Here is a 21,034-nt window from a genome sequence, read left to right on the forward strand (position 1 = left end):
ATCGCGAGCAGGCTCACTCCTACAGGGGGGTGTTCAAGTCATCAGAACCACTGCTTGAAGCGGCGGATGTAGATCGTTTTCATAACCTGCGCGAAGACGCAGTAGCTGAGCAAGGTGCCCACCAGCCAAGGGAAGTACGCCCATGGCAACGGCTGCAAACCGACCAGCGTGCCCAGTGGCGAAAACGGAATGTAGATGCCCAGCACCATCACCAGCCCGGTCATCAGGATCACCGGTAACGCCGCCGTGCTCTGGAAGAACGGAATCTTTTGCGTGCGCAACATGTGCACCACCAGCGTCTGGGACAGCAGCCCTTCGATGAACCAGCCGGACTGGAACAGGCCCTGCATTTCCACGCTGTTGGCGGCGAACACGTACCACATCAGCGCAAACGTGGTGATGTCGAACACCGACGAGGTCGGCCCGATCCACAGCATGAAACGGCCGATGTTCTTCGCGTCCCACTTGCGCGGTTTGCTCAGGAACTCCTTGTCCATCTTGTCCCAGGGCAGCGCCAGCTGAGAGATGTCGTACATGAGGTTTTGTAGCAGCAGATGAATCGACAGCATCGGCAAAAACGGAATGAACGCACTGGCCACCAGCACCGAGAACACGTTGCCGAAATTGGAGCTGGCGGTCATGTTCAGGTACTTCATGATATTGCCGAAGGTTTCACGGCCCTTGAGCACGCCTTCTTCGAGCACCATCAGGCTCTTTTCCAACAGGATGATGTCGGCCGACTCCTTGGCAATGTCAGTGCCACTGTCCACCGAAATACCGACGTCGGCATCGCGCAGGGCAGGGGCATCGTTGATGCCGTCACCGAGGAAACCCACGGTGTGACCGTTGGCTTGCAACGCCTTCAGCACCCGGGACTTTTGCAGCGGCGTCAGCTTGGCAAACACCGTACGTTCTTCGACACGCAGCTTGAGGGTGGTGTCGTCCATGTTTTCGATGTCCTGGCCGAGCAGCGGGGTGCCCGGTTCCAGGCCGACGTCGCGGCAGATCTTGCAGGTGACGACAGCGTTGTCGCCGGTCAGTACCTTGACCGTCACGCCCATGTCACGCAGCGCCGCAATCGCCGGGCCTGCGGTTTCCTTCGGCGGATCGAGGAAGGTCAGGAAACCGCGAATCACCAGGTCATGCTCGTCCTGGGTGGTGTACTGGTTTTTGCTCTGTGCCTTGGGGATCTCGCGGGTGGCGACCAGCAATACGCGAAAGCCGTCCTCGTTGTATTCGTTGGCCAGGCTCAGCAGGTCTTTGCGACGTTGTTCGTCGAGCGTAACCACCGCGCCGTTCTCATGAATGTGGCTGGCGATGCTCAGCATCTCCTCGACCGCGCCTTTGCACACCATTAAATGATCGTCGCGGCGGTCCTTGACGATGATCGACAGGCGCCGACGGACGAAGTCGAACGGCAACTCATCGACCTTGCTGTAGGCAAACGGCACCCGAAACTTTGGGTTGCTGTTGGCGAATTGAACCACCGCCTGGTCCATCAGGTTTTTCAGGCCGCTTTGGTGATGACTGTTGAGCCACGCCAGTTCGAGGATCGCGTCGTCGCGCCGGCCGTGGCTGTCGACGTGGTGCTCCAGAATGATCTTGTCCTGGGTCAGGGTGCCGGTCTTGTCCGTGCACAGCACGTCCATCGAACCGAAGTTCTGGATCGCATTGAGTCGCTTGACCACCACTTTGCGCTTGGCCATGGCCATGGCGCCTTTCGCCAGGTTGGCGCTGACAATCATCGGCAGCATTTCCGGGGTCAGGCCGACCGCAACCGCCAGCGCAAACAGAAATGCGTCGCTCCAGTCGCCCTTGGAAAAACCGTTGAGCAGGAACACGATCGGCACCATCACCAGCATGAAGCGGATCAGCAGCCAACTGACGCTGTTCACGCCACGGTCGAACGCCGTTTGTACCCGCGAGCCGACAATGGCTTTAGCCAGCGAGCCGAAATAGGTACGCGAGCCGGTCGCGACCACCACGGCTTTGGCGGTGCCGCTGACCACGTTGGTTCCCATGAAGCAGATGTTCGGCAGGTCGAGCAGGTTCGACTGATCGGCTGCGTTACCGGTCGCGGATTTCTGTGCGACGTTGCCCAGCGTGTCGTATTTCTCCACCGGCAAGGCTTCGCCGGTGAGTACCGCCTGACTGATGAACAGGTCGCGGGATTCGATCAGGCGAATGTCCGCCGGGATCATGTCACCGGCGCTGAGTTGCACGATATCGCCGGCTACCAGCTCGCGCATCGGTACTTCACGCTGCACCGCACGGCTGCCGCTTTGCCCGCGCCGCAGCACGGTCGCGGTGGTGCGCACCATGGCCTTCAACGTTTCGGCAGACTTGGCGGAACGGTATTCCTGCCAGAACCGCAGCAGGCTGCTCAAGGTGACCATGGTCATGATGATAATGACCTTGGTCAGGTCGGCGTCGTCGCTTTCACCCTGACTGATTGGCAGCCAGTAGTCGGTGAAGAAACTGATGCCGGCCAGGGTCAGTAACACATAGATGAAGGGGTTGTTCAGGGCTTTGAGCAGTTGGACGATGGCGTGAGGCGGCTTGTCGTGGGCGACTTCGTTGTAGCCACCACGCGCCAGACGGCCCTCGGCTTCCAGTTCGGTCAGACCGTCGGGGGTTGCGTTGAGGTTGGCGAGGGTTACGGCGAGGCCGTTTTGTGCTTCTCGTGCGGCGCGCATCGACAGTTTGGCGTTGTCGCTGCTGGCACCTTTGGCGCGGGTATTCGGGGATTTTACTGTGGTCATCGCGTGTGCTCCTGCCGCTGACTTGCGGCACGACACACAGCCGGCTCACCCAACTACAGGCGAGCGAATGTATGTCGAGCCGCAAACAAGCGATCGATGTCAGAAGTAATGTTTTGTTGTTTTAACGTTCGCTGGCTATCAATGGAAAAGTGATAGGCAGCGAACCGTCTACTGGCTTCGTCCATAACTAACTCCAATTAACTGGTGTTTTAAAAGGCAATAAAAAGTTGTCGGTTTCCACTATCAGGAAACCGTTGAAGGAAGGACTTTAAAGTGCCTTCAAATCAACTGAATGTGCGGTTCGGATTCGCCAGCCGTAAGCGACGCACGATACGTCGACTCGGTGGTTCCTGGCTGTCGTCCAGGCTCCAGCGTTGCTGAAGTCGACCCGTCATCGGGCAGACGCGCCAGTTCGCACGCGGGTGTGCCCTGGCAGGGGAAGAAGGGCTGGAAAACGGCGCAATGGCGCGGTTCGCGAGCGTAGGCTCACGGCTGGGCTTGACCCGCATGGTCGAAGCAAAGGCGCGTACGCCGGGCATTACAGTGGTGGTGAAGTTCATAACATGCCTCTGGACCGGACGGACGCCGGTGAGGCAAGTTACGGTGGAGCATCAAGCTCTAGCGCAGCTCGCCCGACCGAAAAGTCGAGTCCCGTCATTTTCTGGGTTATGTGCCAGATTCTGCTGTTTCGCAGTAACCCGACAGCGACTAGATACTGTGTCCATTGGATTCTTTTGTGAGTTGAAAAAAGGCCTTCGTCGAAGGCCCGGGCAATTTACTCAGGGTGGTTGGATACGTCAACCTTAAATGCCCGATTAGTAGTGTATTAAATGGAAAAAGCGGCGGGCTCTATGATTGATTCAGCTAAATGACAGAGAGTTGTCGTTCATGTGACGGAAGCGGAAGAACTTGCTGGCGGCCGATAACAAGTTTCCGTCGGCTCCCTTCAATGCAGTGCTAACGTTAGGGCCTTCGCAAAGTCAGGAGCAATTGAGCGTGGATATCGAGTGCGTGGTGGTCGGCGCCGGTGTGGTCGGGTTGGCGGTGGCCAGGGCGTTGGCCCGTAGTGGTCGGGAAGTGATCGTGGTCGAAGCGGGCGAGGGCATTGGGGGAGGGATCAGCTCACGTAACTCGGAAGTGATTCACGCCGGAATCTACTACCCGACTGGCAGCCTCAAGGCGCAGTTGTGCGTGGAGGGCAAGCAGCGTTTGTATGCCTTCTGCGATGAACACGGGGTTGATTATCAGCGTTTGGGCAAACTGATCGTGGCCACCGATGACCGCGAGTGTGCGGCCGTGCGCGTGTTGTTGGAGCAGGGCCGGCGCAATGGCGTCGATGACTTGCAATGGCTGGATGCGGCGCAAGCCCGGACGCTTGAACCGGCGCTGTCCTGCGTGGCTGCGCTGTGGTCGCCTTCCACCGGGATTATCGACTCTCATGCGCTGATGCTCGCACTTCAGGCCGATGCTGAGGCCGGCGGCGCGTCGGTTGTCTTGCGCACACCACTGGAGTCAGTCCGTTGCACCGGGCAAGGTTTCGAGTTGCAGTTGGGCGGTGTACAGCCGATGACCCTGAGCTGCCGTGAGTTGATCAATTGCGCTGGATTGTCCGCGCCGCCGTTGGCGAGTCGCATCAAAGGCCTGGCGCCGCAGCACGTTCCAACCGCTCGGCTGTGCAAGGGCAGTTATTTCAGCTTGAGTGGCCGGGCGCCGTTTCGGCATCTGGTGTATCCAGCGCCGCAAAGCGCCGGGCTGGGCGTGCACATGACCCTTGATCTGGGTGGTCAGGCGCGTTTCGGGCCGGACGTCGAATGGGTCGACCATGTCGATTACCGCGTGGACCCGCGCCGCGCCGATGGCTTCTATGAGGTGATCCGTCGTTACTGGCCGGCACTGCCCGATGGCAGCCTGCAACCTGCCTACAGCGGCATCCGCCCGAAGATCACCGGGCCGACTGAACCGGCCGCTGACTTCATCATCAGCGGCCCGGCCGAGCATGGCGTGCCGGGGCTGGTGAACCTGTTTGGCATCGAATCACCGGGCCTGACCAGTTGCCTGGCGCTGGCCGATCGGGTAGTGGAGCGCCTTTCCCCCAAGTCAGTCGACGACACAATCCTGTAGCAGCTGTCGAGCACCGCGAGGCTGCGTCCGGCTGCGAAGCAGTCGAAAACCCTGCACACGCGGCCTTTCTGAAACACCGCGTCGCCTGATTTCACGACTGCTTCGCCCGAGCGCGGACCGAGCCGAACGCAGCCTCGCGGTGCTCGACAGCTGCTACACGGCGGCGGCTACACAGGTCACATTGTGAGCATGCCGGTTATCAGCCTTTGCGATGCCGCCCGCCGAGCGGGCTATGCTTTGCAGTGCGCCCATCACCATGGGAGATCTCTCATGATCAACGTACGCACTGCCCGCATGCTTGCCGATTACAAAAACTGGGCCGACCAGCGCCTCTTTGACAGCCTGGCCGCACTGCCGGCAGGGGAGGTCAGTAAAGAACGCGTGTCGGTGTTCAAAAACATGATCGGCACCCTGAACCACATCTACGTGGTGGACTGCATCTGGCAAGCTCACCTCGAAGGCCGAGGGCACGGCTTCAAAACCTCCCATGATCTGTTGCATGCCGACCTTGGCGAACTGTGCATGGCACAACGGGAGATCGATCACTGGTACTGCGACTGGAGCGAACGGCAGACTGAGGCGTCGCTGGATAAACCCATCGAGTTTTCGTTTGTGTCGGGCGAAAGTGGCACCATGAGCGCCGGCGCGATACTGATGCACGTGGTCAACCATGCCAGCTATCACCGTGGCTGGGTGATCCAGATGTACTTCGAAATACCGGCCATGCCACCGGTCACGGACTTGCCGGTGTACCTGCGCGAGACCCAACCGACAGCGTTCACGTCGCTGTATGCCCCTGTAGTGGAGCCGACATGTAGTGTGCAATTTTCGAACGCAACCAGCGTTCTGCCGGATCGTTATCGTTGACGCCGTTCCAGACCATGGACAGCTCGGACAGCACAATGTCAAACGGCGGGTCGTCGACACGCAACTGGCTGCTGCCTTCGATCAACGCACTCGCGGCGTAATCCGGCACCGTAGCCAGCATGTCGGTGCCGGCCAGCAAGGCGCGCAGCCCGGCGAACTGCGGCACCGCCAACACCACCCGCCGTGAACGTCCGATACGGGCCAGGTCACTGTCGATGGCCCCGGTCAAATCCCCGGAAAACGACACCAGCGCATGCGGCCGGTCGCAGAACTCGTCCAGCGTCAGCGGGCCGGGCCGGTCATCGCCGCGCAAAATCTTCACACTCAAGTCGCGCAACTTCTTGCGCTTGGCGTTGGCCGGCAACTCCGTGGTGTAACTGATCCCGACAGAAATCTCGCCGCTGGCGAGCATCGATGACATCAGCAGATAATTCACCCGACGCACCACCACCACAACGTTCTGCGCCTCCTCACGAATCTGCTTGAGCAGCGGCGGAAACAGGCCGAACTCGGCGTCGTCGGACAGGCCGATACGAAACACATCACGGCTGGTGGCCGGGTCGAAATCCTTGGCCCGACTGACCGCACCGGAAATGGTGTCCATCGCCGGTTGCAATTCCTTGAGAATCACCAGCGCACGCGGGGTTGGCTCCAGTGAGCGACCGTTGCGCACCAGCAACGGGTCGTCGAACAGGTCGCGCAATTTCGCCAGTGAGGCACTGACGGCGGGTTGACCGAGGAACAGCTTCTCCCCGGCGCGGGTCAGGTTTTTCTCGAACATCAGGGTTTCGAAAATCACCAGCAGGTTCATGTCCACGCGGCGCAGGTCGTTGCGGTTCATGGGGATTGCTCGCAGGTTTTTTTGGGTCTGTTCAGTAAAGCATCAAACCTGAATGGGTCATTAAACGGCGATGTTTAACACACATCTCCAGACACTCTCCGAGGCTACACAACCTTGCGCTGTTGCCTACGACTGCGCCAGAATCCGCCGGCTTGTGCGCCTTGGGTCGGGACTTTATCGTTTCCGGGTCGCTGACAAATCAGCGATCGGATTTGACCGTCCGATTCAATCAAGGCGTACCAGTGCCCAAGAAAAGTTTCAGGCTTTTTGCGGTGGCTGTGCGCGGGACACCTTCGGGTGTGCCGGATACCTTGATTTCCGGTCGGTCAACCCGCGTACAGCTGCCACCTTGATTCGTTTGACCGCGGACGGTGGCGGCTCCACTAATCAAGGAGTTTCACTGTGTTCAAGATCACACCCAACCCACCAGAAACCGACGACGTTTCCCCCTACGAAACCACCGACTCCAAAAAACTCAATACCGCCGCCGACCGTGCCCTCGATTACTACCTCAAACCGGTCATTCCCAAAGACACGCCGCGCAAGCCCAGCACGATCTACTTCGTTGGGCCCGACACTGATAACGAAACCTTGCTGGTCAACGCCTGTGAGACTTTGGCGTCAGCGAGTGTCATGTTGAGTGATTTCGCGGGGCAACTGAACGGCCCGCAGCGCCATACCCTGCTGGGCATTCAAAACTCCGTGATGTTGGGCGAACTGGCGGTGAACCGGATGCTGGATAACGTCGATCCGCAAAGCTAATGCCACAACTGCATGGCTGATAGCTGAGTTTTGCGGTGCTTGTCCGGGCCTCATCGCGAGCAGGCTCACTCCCACAGGGGATTTTTGTGGACTCACTATTTGTGAGCAACACAGAACAACTGTAGGAGTGAGCCTGCTCGCGATTGCGGTGTATCAGACACAGATGATGTTGCCTAGCACACCGCCATCGTCGGAACGCCGCCCGGAGCCGGCTCACTCCCACACTGATCTCGGTCTTAAGCCGCCGGCTCAGTCAGTACTTTGCGGAACGTCTCCACCAACGGCCGCAAATTAATCCGGTGCCACGCTGCCCACAATGGCGTGGTAAACGAAATCCATGGCACTTCCCGCAGCACCACACCCGGTGGCGCATTCCTGCTCAGCCCCTTCTGAATCATCGCAATCCCCAACCCCGACGCCACCAGCCCCAATGCGGTGAACGGTTCGGTGGCTTCCATGCGGATGTCCGGGGTGAATCCGGCGCGGATGCAGGCGCTGACGAAGTCGTCGCGGCTGGTGACGTTTTGCCGGTGTTGCACACCAATCCATTCCTGATCGGCCAGGTCCGCCGGGGTCAGTTTCGACTGGTGGGCGAGGGGATGGTGCTCCGGCAGCGCCAGCAACATCGGGTCGTCCAGTACTTGAAAGCCCAGCAAATCCGGGTCCTCGGCGACGGGTGGTTCGCTGACCAAGGCGATATCCAGACTACGCTGGCGCAGGCCTTCGAGTTGTTCGGCGGAGCTCAGGTTGTACAGCGCGACATACACGTTCGGTCGGTCGACGCGCAACACGCGCAAGGCATTCGGCAGCACGCCGGCGTGCATGGCGTTTTCGATGTAGCCGATGCACAAGCCGCCTTCTTCGCCGCGACCGAGGCGTTTGCCCAGGGATTCGAGGCGGTTGGCGTGGGTCAGCAGGGCGCGGGTTTCGGCGAGGAAGGTCTGGCCGTCGCGGGTCAGGCGGATGCGTTGCTGGCTGCGTTCGAACAGGGTCAGGCCCAGGCGTTCTTCGAGCTGGGCGATCTGCCGGCTCAGGGGTGATTGGGAAATGTGCAGGCGTTCGGCGGCGCGACCGACGTGTTCTTCTTCGGCGACGGCGACGAAGTAGCGCAATTGGCGAATGTCGATCATGTCAGACCTCTAGGGACTCAAGTGCTGCACATTATGTCTTGGACGGTCAGACCCCGGCAATCTAGGATTTGCTCAACGGTAAAGCAAAAACCGCTCTTTGTAGGAGCCGGCTTGCTGGCGATAGCGGTTAATCAAGCGATAACTGTGTTGACTGTTTCAACGCCTCGCCAGCAAGCCGGCTCCTACAGGTTCACGAGACATTCAAGAGGAATTACCCATGAGCTTGAAAGACAAACTGCCCGGCGCGCTGGGTTTCGGCACGGCGCCATTGGGCAATATGTTTCGCGCCATTCCTGAAGAAGAGGCGCTGGCCACTGTGCACGCCGCTTGGGATGCCGGCGTACGTTACTTCGACACCGCGCCGTTCTACGGTTCGGGCCTGTCGGAAATCCGCTTGGGCACCGCGCTGGCGCAGTACAACCGCGACGACTATGTGCTGAGCAGCAAAGTCGGCCGGGTCATTCTTGATGAAGTCGAAGACGCCGCTTCCCGCGATCTGGGCGAGAAGAGCGGGGTGTTCGAACACGGTCGTCCGAACAAGATCGTCAACGACTACAGCGCCGACGCCACAATGCGCTCCATCGAAGACAGCCTCAAGCGTCTGCAAACCGACCGTCTGGACATCGTTTGGGTGCACGACATCGCTCAGGATTTCTACGGTGATCAGTGGTTGGAATACTTCAATCAGGCCCGCACCGGCGCGTTCAAAGTGCTGACTCGCTTGCGTGAAGAAGGGGTGATCAAGGGCTGGGGCCTGGGCGTGAACAAGGTCGAGCCGTGCGAGTTGACCCTTGATCTGACCGAAGCACAGCCGGACGGTTTTCTGCTGGCGGGTCGCTACACTCTTCTCGACCACGATCGAGCGTTGCAACGTTTGATGGACGCCGCCCTGGCGCAGAAGGTCGAGATCGTGGTCGGTGGTCCTTACAGCTCGGGCATTCTGGCTGGCGGTGCGCACTTCGAATACCAGAAGGCCAGTCCGGCGATTATCAACAAAGTCGAGCACATCAAACGTATCGCCGCCGCGCACGGTGTCGACATTAAAGCAGCGGCATTGCAGTTCTCGTTGGCTAATCCGGCGGTGGCGGCGGTGATTCCAGGGTCCAGCCGTCCAGAGCGGATAGCTGAAGACGTTGCCGCACTGTCGGCGGTAATTCCCGCGGCTTTCTGGCAAGCGATGCGTGACGCAAAACTGGTGTCCGACCGCGCACCGTTGCCGATCACAGGAGTTTGAACATGAAGATTGATCTGAGTGGAAAACTCGCCATTGTCAGCGGCAGCACGGCCGGCATTGGCTTGGGCATCAGCAAGGCGCTGGCCGAATCCGGTGCCACGGTGGTGGTGATCGGACGCGAAACGGCCAAGGTCGACCAGGCGCTGGCGAGCATTCGTCAGAGTGTGCCCGGTGCGCAGTTGCGTGGTCTCACCGCCGACCTGGGTACCGCCGAAGGCGCCGAGGTGCTGTTCGCCGCCGAACCCCGTGCAGATATTCTGGTAAACAACCTCGGGATCTTTAACGAGGTGGATTTCTTCGACACGCCAGACAGCGAGTGGACGCGGTTTTATGAGGTCAACGTGATCTCCGGCGTACGCCTGTCCCGGCATTACGTGCCGGACATGGTCAAGCAGGGATGGGGGCGGGTGATCTTCGTTTCCTCGGAGTCCGGCATCTCGATCCCGGCCGACATGCTCAACTATGGCGTGACCAAAAGCGCCAACCTGGCGGTGTCCCATGGCTTGGCCAAACGGCTTGCGGGCACTGGCGTGACGGTCAATGCGATCCTGCCCGGCCCGACGTTGACCGATGGTCTGGAGCAGATGCTCAAGGGCGCCACCGCCGCATCCGGTCGCAGCGTTCGCGAAGAGGCCGATGCGTTTGTACTGAAAGCGCGGCCGACGTCGATCATCCAGCGCGTGGCGGATGTCGAGGAGGTTGCGAATCTTGTGGCGTACATCGCTTCACCGCTGTCCTCGGCCACTACGGGCGCGGCATTACGCGTCGACGGCGGTGTCGTCGACAGCATGGCGATTTGATTTTTTTCGATTAAGAGAGAGCATTACATGGCAACTGCATCAGCGTTTACCGATATCCCGGCTTCGGCCGATGAAGTGTGGCAATTGATGGGTGGATTCAACTCGCTGCCGGACTGGCTGCCGTTTATTCCGCAAAGCGAATTGAGTGAAGGCGGGCGGGTGCGCAGCTTGCAAACGGCGGACGGCGCGGTAGTGGTTGAACGGCTTGAGGCGTTTGATAACGCTGGCAAATCCTACAGCTACTCGATTCTGCAGGCGCCGTTTCCGGCCACTGCGTATTTGGCGACGATCCGCGTTGAAGCGCAGGGGCAGGGGGCTCGGGTGACGTGGTCGGGGCGGTTTGAGCCTGTGGGTGTGAGTGAGGAAGAAGTGGTGGCGTTATTTACCGGGATTTATCAAGGCGGGCTTGAAGCCCTGCGGGCTAACTACCCAGCCTGACAACACCACAATCCCCCTGTAGGAGCGGGCTTGCCCGCGAAGGCGGTGTGTCAGTCAACGATGATGTCGACTGACACGGCCTCTTCGCGGGCAAGTCGGATCGCCGCACCGCCGCTCCTACAGGTTATGTGTCAACTCTGAAGGAGGGGTCAGGTCTGAGGGATCAGGCTCTGCCGGCAATCAAGCACCAACCGCGCGCCACCGAGTTCGCTGCTGCCCACTTCCAGCGCAAACCCATGCAGGCTGGCAATCGCCGCAACAATCGACAATCCCAAACCAAACCCGCTTTTCTGATGACCACCTTCAGCACGATAGAAGCGCTGAAACACCGCCTCGCGTTCGGCCTCTGGAATCCCGGGCCCGGAGTCGAGCACTTCAATTCGCGTAAATCCGCCTTCACGGACCCCGCGCAATATCACCTCGCCCCCCGGCGGTGTGAACTTGATCGAGTTGCTCAGCAAATTCGCCACGGCTTCGAACAACAGCGCCCGATCCCCGTTAAGGGCTGGCAACGATGCCGGTATTTGCAGGGTGAAAATCAGTTCGCCTTCTTCCGCCAGCGGCAGGTAAAAGTCGTGCAGCTCTTGCAGCAACGGCACCGGGTCCAGTTGCACAAAACCTGACCGACGCTGGCGATCTTCCAACTCGGAAATCCGCAGCAATCCGCGAAAGCGCGCCATCAGGGTGTCCGCTTCACCGAGCACGGAATCCAGTTGCACGGCCAGCGTCGAGCCGTCTTCAGCCTGTTGCTGAATCCGGTACAGCTGCGCCCGCAGGCGTGTCAGCGGGGTGCGCAGGTCGTGGGCGATGTTGTCGCAGACACCCTTGACCTCGTGCATCAACCGCTCGATGCGTTCCAGCATGGCGTTGACGATGGCGGCGAGCATGTCCAGTTCATCGCGGCGGTTGGACAAGGGCAGGCGTCGGGTCAAATCACCGGCGACGATGGCTTCGGCGCTGGCCTGGATCGCGCGGATACGTCGCAGGGGGCGGCGGCGCAACAAGTGCCAACCGACAATGCCGGGAATGATCGTCAGCGTGACGCCCCAGAGCAACGCATGAAGGATGATCCGGGTGACGGCGAACAACGAACCGTTGTCGCGCACCAGCACCAGCCAGCGACCGTCCCGGGTCTGGGTCGCGACCGCGTCGCAGCTGTCGGCGGGCAGGGTCGGGTCGTCGGAGTCGGCGCAATCGCTGAGCATGTGGATCTTGCCGTCCAGCGGCAGGCCTTCGGGCATTTGGCGAAGTGCACCGCTGAGGTAGCGGTGCTGAGCATCGAACAGGCCATAGGCGTCGATGCCGCGAATGTCGAAGGTCATGCTGACGGCGAGGGCGTCCGCCAATTGTTCGCCCTGAAAGTGCGAAAACAAATGCTGACGTTGCATCAGCGAATGTTTGGCCAGGTTGTCCAGGTAAGCGGACACCTCGTAGTACATGACGCCCATGAGGATCGCGCTCCAGACCACAAACAGCGAGCTGTAGAGCGCCAGCAAGCGGCTGCTGGAGGAACGCCAGCCGTTAGACGGGTTCGGCAATGACATAACCCGAGCCTCGCACGGTCCGAATCAGTGGGGCCTGGCCTTGTGGGTCAATTTTCTTGCGCAAACGGCCGATGTGCACGTCGATCAGGTTGGTGCCGGGGTCGAAGTGGTAGCCCCAGACTTCTTCAAAAATCATCATGCGCGACAGAATCTGCCCGGTGTTGCGCATCAGGAATTCGAGCAATTTGTACTCGGTCGGCAGCAGCGTCAGCAGCAGGCCGGCGCGGCTGGCTTCGTGGCTGATCAGGTTGAGTTCCAGGTCAGCCACTCGCAGTGTGGTGGCCTGGGCGGTCACGGTGTTCTGACGGCGCAGCAGCACTTCAACGCGGGCGGCCATTTCATCGGTGGCGAATGGCTTGGTCAGGTAATCGTCACCGCCCGCGCGCAAGCCCCGCACTCGCTCATCGACGTCAGAGAGGGCGCTGATCATCAGGATCGGCGTGGCCACGCCCATGGTCCGCAACGTGGTGACAATCGCCAGGCCATCGAGCTCTGGCAGCATGCGGTCGAGGGTGATCAAGTCGTAGTCGCCACTGACCGCACGCTCCAGACCTTCACGGCCATTGTCGACCCAATCGACATCGAGGCCGTGGCTGCTCAATTCGGCGACGATTTCCCGGGCGGTCACGGCGTCGTCTTCGATGGTCAAGATGCGGGTCATAGGGCTGGCCTGATTAGCGGTTCACAATGATGAGCAGCATTTTGCCAAGAATTACGCGTGGCTTAATAAATTAACTTTCATGTTGCGCCAAGGGCCGATACGGAGCATTGATATCATACGGCCACAACTTAATCAGGAAGCCGCTTTGTGCACTCGTTGATTCGTCGTAGTGGGATGCTGATTGTGGTACTGCTGTGCCTCGCCAGCCAGTCTGCCTGGGCGGGCAATACACCGTGTTCGGGAAAGAAAGGTGGCATTGATCGCTGCGAAGGCGATCTGTTTTTGTGCAATGACGGCTCCATCAGCGGTTCGAAGAAAAGCTGCTCGGCGATGTTTGGCGGTCAGAGTCAGGCCCGGCCGCAAACGCTTCTGCAGAGCACTGATGGCTGCGCCTGCGGAACCGGTTCATTCTGCACCGGGCCCAGAGGCGGGGTGTATTGCCTGACGCCCAGCGGTAACAAGAGTTACCGGCGCAAGTAGTTCGAACGTAATGCATAAAACCCGCTGATTTGACGGGTTTTTTGCAATGGCGAAGGGAAAGAGCACAGCAAGGCTTAAACCCTGCTGGCCTCCTGCTCCTCTAACTGATCCGACTCAAACAGCTTCGCCAACTCCGCCCGTGCTTCCTGCGCGGTTTGCAACACCTTCGCGGCATCGTCATAAACGGCATGCTGCGCTTCCAGCACCTGCTCATCGTGATGCTTGAAGCGCTTGATCCGCGCATCGGCCTGGGCCTGGGTCAGCCCCAGGCCCACCAACGTGCGCCGGCTCATTTCCAGGCTCGAGTAATAGGTTTCTCGAATCGCCTCGGCGCCAAGGTCCACCAGGCGATGCACATGCTGGCGGTTACGCGCCCGAGCGATGATTTTGATGTGCGGATACAGCCGGTGCACCACTTCGGCGGTCTTGATATTGGTGTCCGGATCATCGGTGGCAATGACAAAATATTCGGCCTGTTCGACCTTGGCTGCGCTGAGGATTTCCGGGCGCATGGGGTCGCCATAGAACACCGGCACACCGCCGAAACTGCGGGACAGTTCGATGGTTTCCACCGAGGTGTCGAGAGCCACGAATTTGATGTTTTGCGCCCGCAGAATCCGCGCTACGATCTGCCCCATTCGGCCCATGCCGGCAATCACCACACGCGGCGCATCGGTGTCGATTTTACGAAATTTTTCCGGCACCACGACAGGTTGCACCTTGGGCGAATACAGACGTGCGCACAGTAGCAACAACAGCGGCGTCACTGCCATGGACAGGGTGATCGTCAGCACCAGCAAGTCGTACAAGTGCGGCTCGAACAAGCCCTGATCGCGGCCGATCTTGAACACCACAAATGCGAATTCACCACCAGCCGCCAACACGATGCCCAGACGCAGCGCATTGACTTTGCCCAAGCCACCGGCCAATAGACCCACGATAAACAGCAGCGGCAGTTTGATAGCGATCAGCAGTAGCGTCAGCCCGAGCACTGCAATCGGCGCGCTCAGCAGCAAGCTCAGGTTAGCCCCCATACCGACGCTGATGAAGAACAACCCCAGCAGCAGGCCTTTGAACGGTTCGATCTGCGCTTCCAGTTCATGCCGGTATTCGGAGTCCGCCAGCAGCAACCCGGCGAGGAACGCGCCCAGCGCCATGGACACGCCGACCAGGTCCATCAGCCACGCCGTACCGATCACCACCAGCAGCGCCGTGGCGGTGGACACCTCCGGCAAACGGGTCTTGGCCACCACGCGAAACACCGGGCGCAGCAGATAGCGTCCGCCAATCACCACTACCGCAATGCTGGCCAACACTCGCAATCCATGATTCACATTGTCGGCCGCCGTACTGGCGTGATCGCCACCCGCCAGCAGCGGCACCATGGCGATCAGCGGGATCGCGGCGATGTCCTGAAACAGCAGAATCGCAAACGCCAAGCGGCCGTGAGGGCTGGTCAGCTCCTTGCGTTCGGCCAGGCTTTGCAAGCCAAACGCGGTGGACGACAAGGCAAGGCCAAGACCCAGCACGATGGCGCTGTTCAGCGGCTGACCGAAGACGAACAGCGCCAGTACGCCAATCACCGAACCTGTTAGCAGCACCTGCGCCAGGCCCACGCCGAACACCGATTTGCGCATTACCCACAAGCGTCGCGGCGACAGTTCCAGGCCGATGACGAACAACAGCAACACCACGCCGAGTTCAGAGATGTGGCTGACACTTTGCGGATTGCCAATCAACCCCAGCACGGACGGCCCGATGAGGACGCCGGCAAACAGATAACCCAGCACGGCTCCCAATTGCAGGCGCTTGGCCAAGGGCACGGTGAGCACCGCTGCGAACAGAAACACGACAGCGGCTTGCAACAGGTTGCCTTCATGGGGCATGGCTTACTCCAGAACTCGGTACGGCGGAGCGCCAAGGATAGAGGCTTCGGCGAGACGCGTCAGCCTTTGCTGGCCGACAAACGGCTATCGCTGACAAGCCAGCTCCTACAGGAGAACGCGCTCACCCGTAGGAGCTGGCTTGCCAGCGAAGAAGCCCAAACAGACAACCAAGCAATCAGATAAACCCAGCCACCTGTAGGAGCTGGCTTGCCAGCGAAGACGCCCGAACAGACACCGAGCAATCAGACAAACGCAGCCACCTGTAGGAGCTGGCTTGCCAGCGAAGACGCCCGAACAGACACCGAGCAATCAGACAAACGCAGCCACCTGTAGGAGCTGGCTTGCCAGCGAAGACGCCCGAACAGACACCCGTGCAATCAGATAAACCCAGCCACCTGTAGGAGCTGGCTTGCCAGCGAAGACGCCCGAACAGACTACCGTGCAATCAGACAAACGCCTCGATATGTGCCATCCCCCGAGCCACATACTCATCCTTCTCACCCACCGGCGCGAAGTTGTGCAACACCTCCCGAGCCGCTTCAGTGCCTTTCAGTCGAGCTAGAAACCACACCGCCAAATACTGCGCCGACAAACAACCACCCGCCGTCGCGACATTCCCGTTGGCATAAAACGCCTGATTGACGACATTTACACCAGCCGCCTGCACCCACGGCTTGCTGATGGCATCGGTGCAAGCGGGGGCGTCGCCGAGCAAGCCGAGCTTTGCCAGTAAAAAGGTGCCAGAACATTGCGCAGCCAGTAACTGCCGGCCTGGATCGAAACGCAGTTGATCCATGATCGCCGGATTCTCAGCTACTTCACGAGTCTTGCGTCCGCTCCCAACCAGCACAGCATCCGCCTGGCAAGCCTCTGCCAGATCAATCTGCGCATCGATGGTCAAACCATTCATGGACGTGACACGCGGCGTCGGCGAAGCGATGCTCACGCGCCAGTCCTTGTCCCCCAGCAGCGACACCCGGCTGAGCATGCCGTAAGCGATCAGGGAATCCAGTTCGTTGAAACCGTCGAAGGTCAGAATGGCAATGTGCATGGCGGTTAGTCCTGAGTGTGTTCACGCAGCCTACGCCGAGCCGAGGCGCAATCCCCGGTACAGTCAGGCGCAGAATCATCGCAACAGTAAGGAATGATTTTTCGCAAGCACAGTACCCCGGTGGAGCGTTTAAGCCCTATTGGCCGGGAGCTCGCACCGGGCTCTCGATGCCCAACCGATACTGATTATTCCCACTGCGCTTGGCCTCATACATCGCCAGGTCCGCAATATGAATCAGCCGGTCCATGCTTAGCGCATGGTCCGGGTACACCGAGACCCCGAGGCTGGTGCCGATGTGTCGCTGGTCATTGCCAATGGTGATCGGCGGTGACAGTTCGACGAAGATTTTCTGGCAGATGTTGCGCGCTTCATCCTGCAGGCAGATGTCCTGAGGCAATCCTTGGAGAATGACCACAAATTCGTCGCCGCCGATCCGGGCGACGGTGTCGGTGGAACGCAATATTTTCTTCAAGCGGGCGGCCGTGGCGATCAGGACGCGGTCGCCGGCCGCATGGCCGTAGTGATCGTTGATGGCTTTGAAACCGTTGAGGTCGACAAACACCAGCGCAACTCGGGTGGCGCCGATACGGGCTTGCTCCAGAGCCTCGGACAGGCGTACTTCCAGCACCAGTCGATTGGGCAGCCCGGTCAGTGGATCGTAATGAGCCAGGTATTGCAGGTAACTGGCGGAAGCTTTTTCCTCTGTGATGTCGCGCACTACGCCCATCATTTTGATGGTGGCATCGTGGTCGTTCTTGACCACGTTGCCTGTCTCTCGCAACCAGTGAATGCTGCCGTCGGGCCAGACGACGCGGTATTCCTCGTCATGGTTTTCGCCGGTTTCCAGGCAGCGCAATTCCCCGGCGCGCACGCTGGCGCGGTCCTCTGGGTGTACGCAGGAGCAAAACAGGGCGTAGGAGGGTGTCACTTCGCCGATCTTGAAGCCGAACATGCCGTAGATCGCGTCCGACTAGTAGAGCTTGTCGGTGTCGACGTCCCAGTCCCAGGTGCCGATACGGGCGAAGTATTGACTGCGTTTGAAGCGTTCGGCGTCGCCATCCTGACGCACGGACGGTCCCTCGGACAGGCTGGCAATCAGTGCACGACACTCGCCCAGTTGTTTTTTCAGCGAGCGCTCTCGATAGATCATCGCGATGAGCAGGGCAAGCATGACTGAGCCAATGGCTGCGCTGATCCAGAGCAGATTCATTCAGGGAGAGTCATTGGGTATTAAACCGAGGGAAACGTTGGTGCTTATGTTAGTTCACCGGACCGCTTGGTTGCAGTCGCTTTCTATCTAGCGAACGCTAGACTTGATGTGCAGCGATTGTCCCATCCCGATAAAGGCACCTGAAGAGTTGCAAGCAGGATGATTTTCTGGGAAAACCACGGCCCTCGAATACCGCAAACAGACCAACATCGTCATGAATGAACAACTGCAAATCATCGACCTCCAGCCAGGCGACGGCAAAGCCGCCGTCAAAGGCGCGCTGATCACCACCCAATATCGTGGCTGGCTGGAAGACGGAACCGAATTCGACTCGTCCTACAGCCGTGGCAAACCTTTCCAGTGTGTGATTGGCACCGGGCGGGTTATCAAAGGGTGGGATCAGGGGATTTTGGGGATGCAGGTGGGCGGCAAGCGCAAGCTGCTGGTGCCGGCGCATCTGGCCTATGGCGAACGGACGATGGGCAAGATTACGCCGAACTCGAACCTGATTTTCGAGATTGAACTGCTGGAAGTGCTGACGCGGGATGATTGACTGAGGCCTGATCGGAGCCTGTGGCGATGGGGCAACCCCATTCACCACAATGGCTTTCGATCTCTCGGCGGGTCAGGCGAATAGGTCAATGTCGTCAAGTGCATCCTCAACAACGCCTACCAGTGAAGGGTATTTGTGCTTCACCTGTTCGAGTGCTGGCAGCACCGTTTCTCTATCAATTTCGCAATGACGGCGAGCAATGTGGCCGAGAGCGGTGATGGCAGATGCTGCAATCGATTCGGTCTCACTTGCGAGGTACTTAAGGCAAGTGTTCTGAGCCCACATTCTGTTTTCTTCGTTCAGACCGATGGAAACCAATGCCGCGATAACATTGGCATCCACGTCGCTGGCAAGAAGTCTCGTCGCTTCATCGTGGCTTGTTGATGGGTCTAGATAGTAAAGCCCCACTCTTACTCCCGTACCCCGATGAAAAGATCCAATTCCGTAGGTAACTGCTGATCGAGCTCCGTAGCGATTTGCTGGATTTGTTCGCGGGTTAATAACCATTCCCCATCCGCGCTTTCATCAAGACTTTTCCAGCCAAGCACAGCCATTATCGCGGTTTCAAACTCAGGTCGAACCGTCAGTTCGAATTTGAGAGAGTCGTCTTCATCATCACCTTTTAAAAATCCACCAATCCATAAAAACATAAACGGCTCTTGATTTATTTCGCGGTGGTTCAGCCGAGTACGGCGGGGTCTATCTGCTCACCCGTTTCGTGGTTGACCTCGCCTATATGCTTGCCTTGCTTGTCGTAAACTTCTATCGCGCCTGGACATGAGCGTCCTTGTCTCATCCTTTAAAAGCGATGCGGACGCTATATCAATGGGTACTTGATAGATGTAGGACTGTTCTGAAACTCTGGCCGTTGTTACAAATGGGCGGCCTAGTTACAAACGATGACTAACCCTCAGCCCTGAAACGCCTCCCGATACGCATACAACCCCGGTGTGCCGCCGGTCATCACAAACAGCACGTTGTCACCGGACCGGAAGCGTCCTTGCGTGAGATCGGCCAATAACCCGGCAAAGGCTTTCCCGGAATATACCGGGTCGATCAACAGCCCTTCAGCGCGAGCCATCAAACGCACCGCGTCCAGCATGGCTGGCGTCGGCAGACCGTATCCGTCGCCCAACTGGCTGCCGTCGATGACGATCTCCGAAGCCTGAACACTGGCGCTGCTGCCCAGTAAAGACAGTGCAGCCTGGGTCAGTAGCAGGGTTCTGGCCGCCGAGGTATCCCTGTCTGATAAAACCGAGTACGACTTCACCAGCGAAGTACCTCTATCCAGCAACTTAAACCCGGCCGCGAGCCCGGCGTGGGTGCCGGCGCTGCCGTTGGGTACCACGACCTGATTGAAGGTGAGGCCGAGTTCGGTTTCTTGTTGCGCAATCTCCGCCGCGCAGCGCGCATAGCCAAGAGCACCCAGCGGTGTCGAGCCGCCCGTAGGAATCACCAGTACCTTGTGCCCGGAAGCTCGAAGGTGCTCGGCGCGTTTCTCGGCTTCGGCAAGTGACTCGCTGCCACCGGCCAGCACGCTGATGGAGGCGCCGAACAACTGGTCGAGCAGGACGTTGCCGTTGAGTTCGTAGTCCACTTCCGTTTTTGGGACTGATCGGGTGAGGATCAGTTCGCAGGCGATACCGAGGCGGGCACACACCGCAGCGGTCAGCCGCGCATGGTTGGATTGAAGTCCGCCGATGGTGATGACCGTGTCGACCCCGGCCGCCAATGCTGCGCCGAGATGAAATTCGAGTTTGCGCAGTTTGTTGCCACCACCGCCAATCAGCATGTGATCATCGCGCTTGAGGAACAGGCCGATGCCTTGCGCCTTCAAACCCAACTGCTGCTCAAGGCGTTCAGCGCGCTGGATCGGCGTCGGGCCTTGCAAAAGGTCGGCCCGGGGAAAAGCACTCAGTGACTTGTCCAGAAGGGTTTGCATCGATGGCGCCTCGTTGTTCAGTGTTATTACCGTGACTCTAGGGAGAAAGTTCCGGCGGATAAACACATCGCCGGTTACAACTCTTTTAACCTGATGTATTTAATGCGGACATGATCATGGCCAAACTCAGGCCATTGGAAGTCTTCGTCGCGGTGGTCGAGGCGGGGAACTTCCCCGACGCGGCCAAGGTTTAGATAGGCTATGGCGCGTCGTACCGCCAACGCCATGTTATGGGAGGGCGCGTGTCGCCAATCAACGAATATGCAGCTGTTCAACTGCTGGACGAAGCTTTTCGGCACTGGACCGGCCAGGGTCTGCCGGCCCCTGAATCACTGACCGGACCGGAACGCTTGCACTGGTTGCACGAGCACGCGCCGTACAGCCTGTTAGCCCATGGCACCGAAGACGATCCTCGCTTCTTCTATGCCAATGAACAGACGCTGGCCTGTTTCAAATACGATCGCTCGCAGTTCCTTGGTATGCCGTCACGGTTCAGCGCTTCGCCGTTGGACCGAGCCATGCGCCAGACACTGCTGGAACAGGTCACGGTCAACGGAATTGCTCATGACTATAGCGGCTGGCGGGTGGACAGGGACGGCAATGCCTTCATGATTTACGAAGGCAAAGTCTGGACCCTGATCGATCAGCACGGCGAGCATCGGGGGCAGGCAGCATTGTTCTGGCCGGATAGCGCGCGCGTTGGTGTAATTGATTGACAGGTTTTGAATGATGCGTCGTTTGTCATGGCGCCT

21 protein-coding genes and 1 pseudogene are annotated in these 21,034 nt (G+C 59.2%); 9 read left to right on the top strand and 13 right to left on the bottom strand.

The annotated features are described in order from the left end of the window. Nucleotides 1-41: 41 nt before the first annotated feature. Nucleotides 42-2,762 carry a magnesium-translocating P-type ATPase gene (mgtA, locus tag ACWGZX_RS26220; protein WP_452626070.1) on the bottom strand — a complete coding sequence of 907 codons (2,721 nt, stop codon included), beginning with the start codon at nucleotides 2,760-2,762 and terminating at the stop codon, nucleotides 42-44. A 284-nt stretch (nucleotides 2,763-3,046) separates the two neighbouring features. After that, nucleotides 3,047-3,322: a hypothetical protein gene (locus ACWGZX_RS26225; protein WP_452626071.1), complete on the bottom strand. Its 276-nt coding sequence runs from the start codon at nucleotides 3,320-3,322 to the stop codon at nucleotides 3,047-3,049. A gap of 430 nt (nucleotides 3,323-3,752) precedes the next feature. Here ACWGZX_RS26225 and ACWGZX_RS26230 point away from each other — a divergent pair, with 430 nt between their 5' ends. Both ACWGZX_RS26230 and ACWGZX_RS26235 read left to right on the top strand, forming a co-directional pair. Continuing rightward, nucleotides 3,753-4,883 carry an NAD(P)/FAD-dependent oxidoreductase gene (locus ACWGZX_RS26230; protein WP_452626072.1) on the top strand — a complete coding sequence of 377 codons (1,131 nt, stop codon included), beginning with the start codon at nucleotides 3,753-3,755 and terminating at the stop codon, nucleotides 4,881-4,883. Between the two features lie 270 nt (nucleotides 4,884-5,153). Further along, the gene (locus ACWGZX_RS26235; RefSeq protein WP_452626073.1) at nucleotides 5,154-5,750 is read left to right on the top strand and encodes a DinB family protein; all 597 of its coding nucleotides are present in this window, start codon (nucleotides 5,154-5,156) and stop codon (nucleotides 5,748-5,750) included. On the opposite strand, the gene ACWGZX_RS26240 is transcribed toward ACWGZX_RS26235, so the two are convergent. After that, nucleotides 5,662-6,591 (bottom strand): LysR substrate-binding domain-containing protein, encoded by a 930-nt coding sequence (locus ACWGZX_RS26240; protein WP_452626074.1) that lies wholly within the window; start codon nucleotides 6,589-6,591, stop codon nucleotides 5,662-5,664. The two genes, ACWGZX_RS26235 and ACWGZX_RS26240, sit on opposite strands and share 89 nt — an antisense overlap. A 402-nt stretch (nucleotides 6,592-6,993) precedes the next feature. On the opposite strand from ACWGZX_RS26240, the gene ACWGZX_RS26245 reads away from it, so the two are divergent. Then, nucleotides 6,994-7,353 carry a DUF6124 family protein gene (locus ACWGZX_RS26245; RefSeq protein WP_452626075.1) on the top strand — a complete coding sequence of 120 codons (360 nt, stop codon included), beginning with the start codon at nucleotides 6,994-6,996 and terminating at the stop codon, nucleotides 7,351-7,353. Nucleotides 7,354-7,589: 236 nt separating this feature from the next. Here the strand turns inward: ACWGZX_RS26245 and ACWGZX_RS26250 are convergent, their stop codons facing one another. Further along, entirely contained in the window at nucleotides 7,590-8,483 is an 894-nt protein-coding gene (locus tag ACWGZX_RS26250) for a LysR substrate-binding domain-containing protein (RefSeq protein WP_452626076.1), read from the bottom strand. 217 nt (nucleotides 8,484-8,700) lie between these two features. On the opposite strand from ACWGZX_RS26250, the gene ACWGZX_RS26255 reads away from it, so the two are divergent. Genes ACWGZX_RS26255 through ACWGZX_RS26265 form a run of 3 tightly spaced genes read left to right on the top strand, consistent with a single transcriptional unit; the run spans nucleotide 8,701 to nucleotide 10,955 of the window. Beyond that, nucleotides 8,701-9,717 carry an aldo/keto reductase gene (locus tag ACWGZX_RS26255; protein ID WP_452626077.1) on the top strand — a complete coding sequence of 339 codons (1,017 nt, stop codon included), beginning with the start codon at nucleotides 8,701-8,703 and terminating at the stop codon, nucleotides 9,715-9,717. A gap of 2 nt (nucleotides 9,718-9,719) precedes the next feature. Continuing rightward, nucleotides 9,720-10,517, top strand: coding sequence for an SDR family NAD(P)-dependent oxidoreductase (locus ACWGZX_RS26260; RefSeq protein WP_452626078.1), 798 nt, complete (start codon nucleotides 9,720-9,722; stop codon nucleotides 10,515-10,517). Between the two features lie 27 nt (nucleotides 10,518-10,544). Next, a complete protein-coding gene (locus ACWGZX_RS26265; protein WP_452626079.1) occupies nucleotides 10,545-10,955 on the top strand; it encodes an SRPBCC family protein in 411 nt (136 codons plus the stop codon). Between the two features lie 149 nt (nucleotides 10,956-11,104). Here ACWGZX_RS26265 and ACWGZX_RS26270 read toward each other — a convergent pair whose 3' ends face one another. Further along, nucleotides 11,105-12,499, bottom strand: coding sequence for a sensor histidine kinase (locus tag ACWGZX_RS26270; protein WP_452626081.1), 1,395 nt, complete (start codon nucleotides 12,497-12,499; stop codon nucleotides 11,105-11,107). Next, entirely contained in the window at nucleotides 12,477-13,160 is a 684-nt protein-coding gene (locus ACWGZX_RS26275; protein WP_223516981.1) for a response regulator transcription factor, read from the bottom strand. The genes ACWGZX_RS26270 and ACWGZX_RS26275 overlap by 23 nt, the downstream gene beginning before the upstream one ends. Before the next feature lie 174 nt (nucleotides 13,161-13,334). On the opposite strand from ACWGZX_RS26275, the gene ACWGZX_RS26280 reads away from it, so the two are divergent. Continuing rightward, nucleotides 13,335-13,640 (top strand): YdcA family protein, encoded by a 306-nt coding sequence (locus tag ACWGZX_RS26280; protein ID WP_452629071.1) that lies wholly within the window; start codon nucleotides 13,335-13,337, stop codon nucleotides 13,638-13,640. Between the two features lie 74 nt (nucleotides 13,641-13,714). On the opposite strand, the gene ACWGZX_RS26285 is transcribed toward ACWGZX_RS26280, so the two are convergent. From ACWGZX_RS26285 to ACWGZX_RS26295, 3 genes and pseudogenes are all read right to left on the bottom strand, one after another. Continuing rightward, a complete protein-coding gene (locus ACWGZX_RS26285; RefSeq protein ID WP_452626082.1) occupies nucleotides 13,715-15,526 on the bottom strand; it encodes a monovalent cation:proton antiporter-2 (CPA2) family protein in 1,812 nt (603 codons plus the stop codon). Nucleotides 15,527-15,971: 445 nt separating this feature from the next. Next, nucleotides 15,972-16,577, bottom strand: coding sequence for a DJ-1/PfpI family protein (locus tag ACWGZX_RS26290; RefSeq protein WP_452626083.1), 606 nt, complete (start codon nucleotides 16,575-16,577; stop codon nucleotides 15,972-15,974). 136 nt (nucleotides 16,578-16,713) lie between these two features. Next, nucleotides 16,714-17,787 (bottom strand): annotated as a pseudogene (locus ACWGZX_RS26295) (diguanylate cyclase domain-containing protein). A gap of 214 nt (nucleotides 17,788-18,001) precedes the next feature. On the opposite strand from ACWGZX_RS26295, the gene ACWGZX_RS26300 reads away from it, so the two are divergent. After that, on the top strand, nucleotides 18,002-18,340 hold the full coding sequence (locus ACWGZX_RS26300; protein WP_452626084.1) for an FKBP-type peptidyl-prolyl cis-trans isomerase: 339 nt from the start codon (nucleotides 18,002-18,004) through the stop codon (nucleotides 18,338-18,340). Between the two features lie 72 nt (nucleotides 18,341-18,412). On the opposite strand, the gene ACWGZX_RS26305 is transcribed toward ACWGZX_RS26300, so the two are convergent. From ACWGZX_RS26305 to ACWGZX_RS26320, 4 genes are all read right to left on the bottom strand, one after another. Continuing rightward, a complete protein-coding gene (locus ACWGZX_RS26305) occupies nucleotides 18,413-18,748 on the bottom strand; it encodes a hypothetical protein (protein ID WP_452626085.1) in 336 nt (111 codons plus the stop codon). Nucleotides 18,749-18,750: 2 nt separating this feature from the next. Next, entirely contained in the window at nucleotides 18,751-18,990 is a 240-nt protein-coding gene (locus ACWGZX_RS26310; RefSeq protein ID WP_452626086.1) for a pyocin S6 family toxin immunity protein, read from the bottom strand. A 29-nt stretch (nucleotides 18,991-19,019) separates the two neighbouring features. Continuing rightward, on the bottom strand, nucleotides 19,020-19,136 hold the full coding sequence (locus tag ACWGZX_RS26315) for a colicin E3/pyocin S6 family cytotoxin (protein WP_452626087.1): 117 nt from the start codon (nucleotides 19,134-19,136) through the stop codon (nucleotides 19,020-19,022). A 114-nt stretch (nucleotides 19,137-19,250) separates the two neighbouring features. Continuing rightward, complete coding sequence (locus ACWGZX_RS26320) at nucleotides 19,251-20,282, bottom strand: D-cysteine desulfhydrase family protein (protein WP_452626088.1); 1,032 nt, start codon at nucleotides 20,280-20,282, stop codon at nucleotides 19,251-19,253. A 230-nt stretch (nucleotides 20,283-20,512) separates the two neighbouring features. Between ACWGZX_RS26320 and ACWGZX_RS26325 the strand changes: the two genes are divergently transcribed. Beyond that, nucleotides 20,513-20,998, top strand: a complete 486-nt coding sequence (locus ACWGZX_RS26325) for an MEKHLA domain-containing protein (RefSeq protein ID WP_452626089.1) — start codon at nucleotides 20,513-20,515, stop codon at nucleotides 20,996-20,998. The last annotated feature ends 36 nt before the right edge of the window (nucleotides 20,999-21,034 follow it).

The sequence above is a fragment of the Pseudomonas sp. CLCA07 genome, from assembly GCF_053615335.1.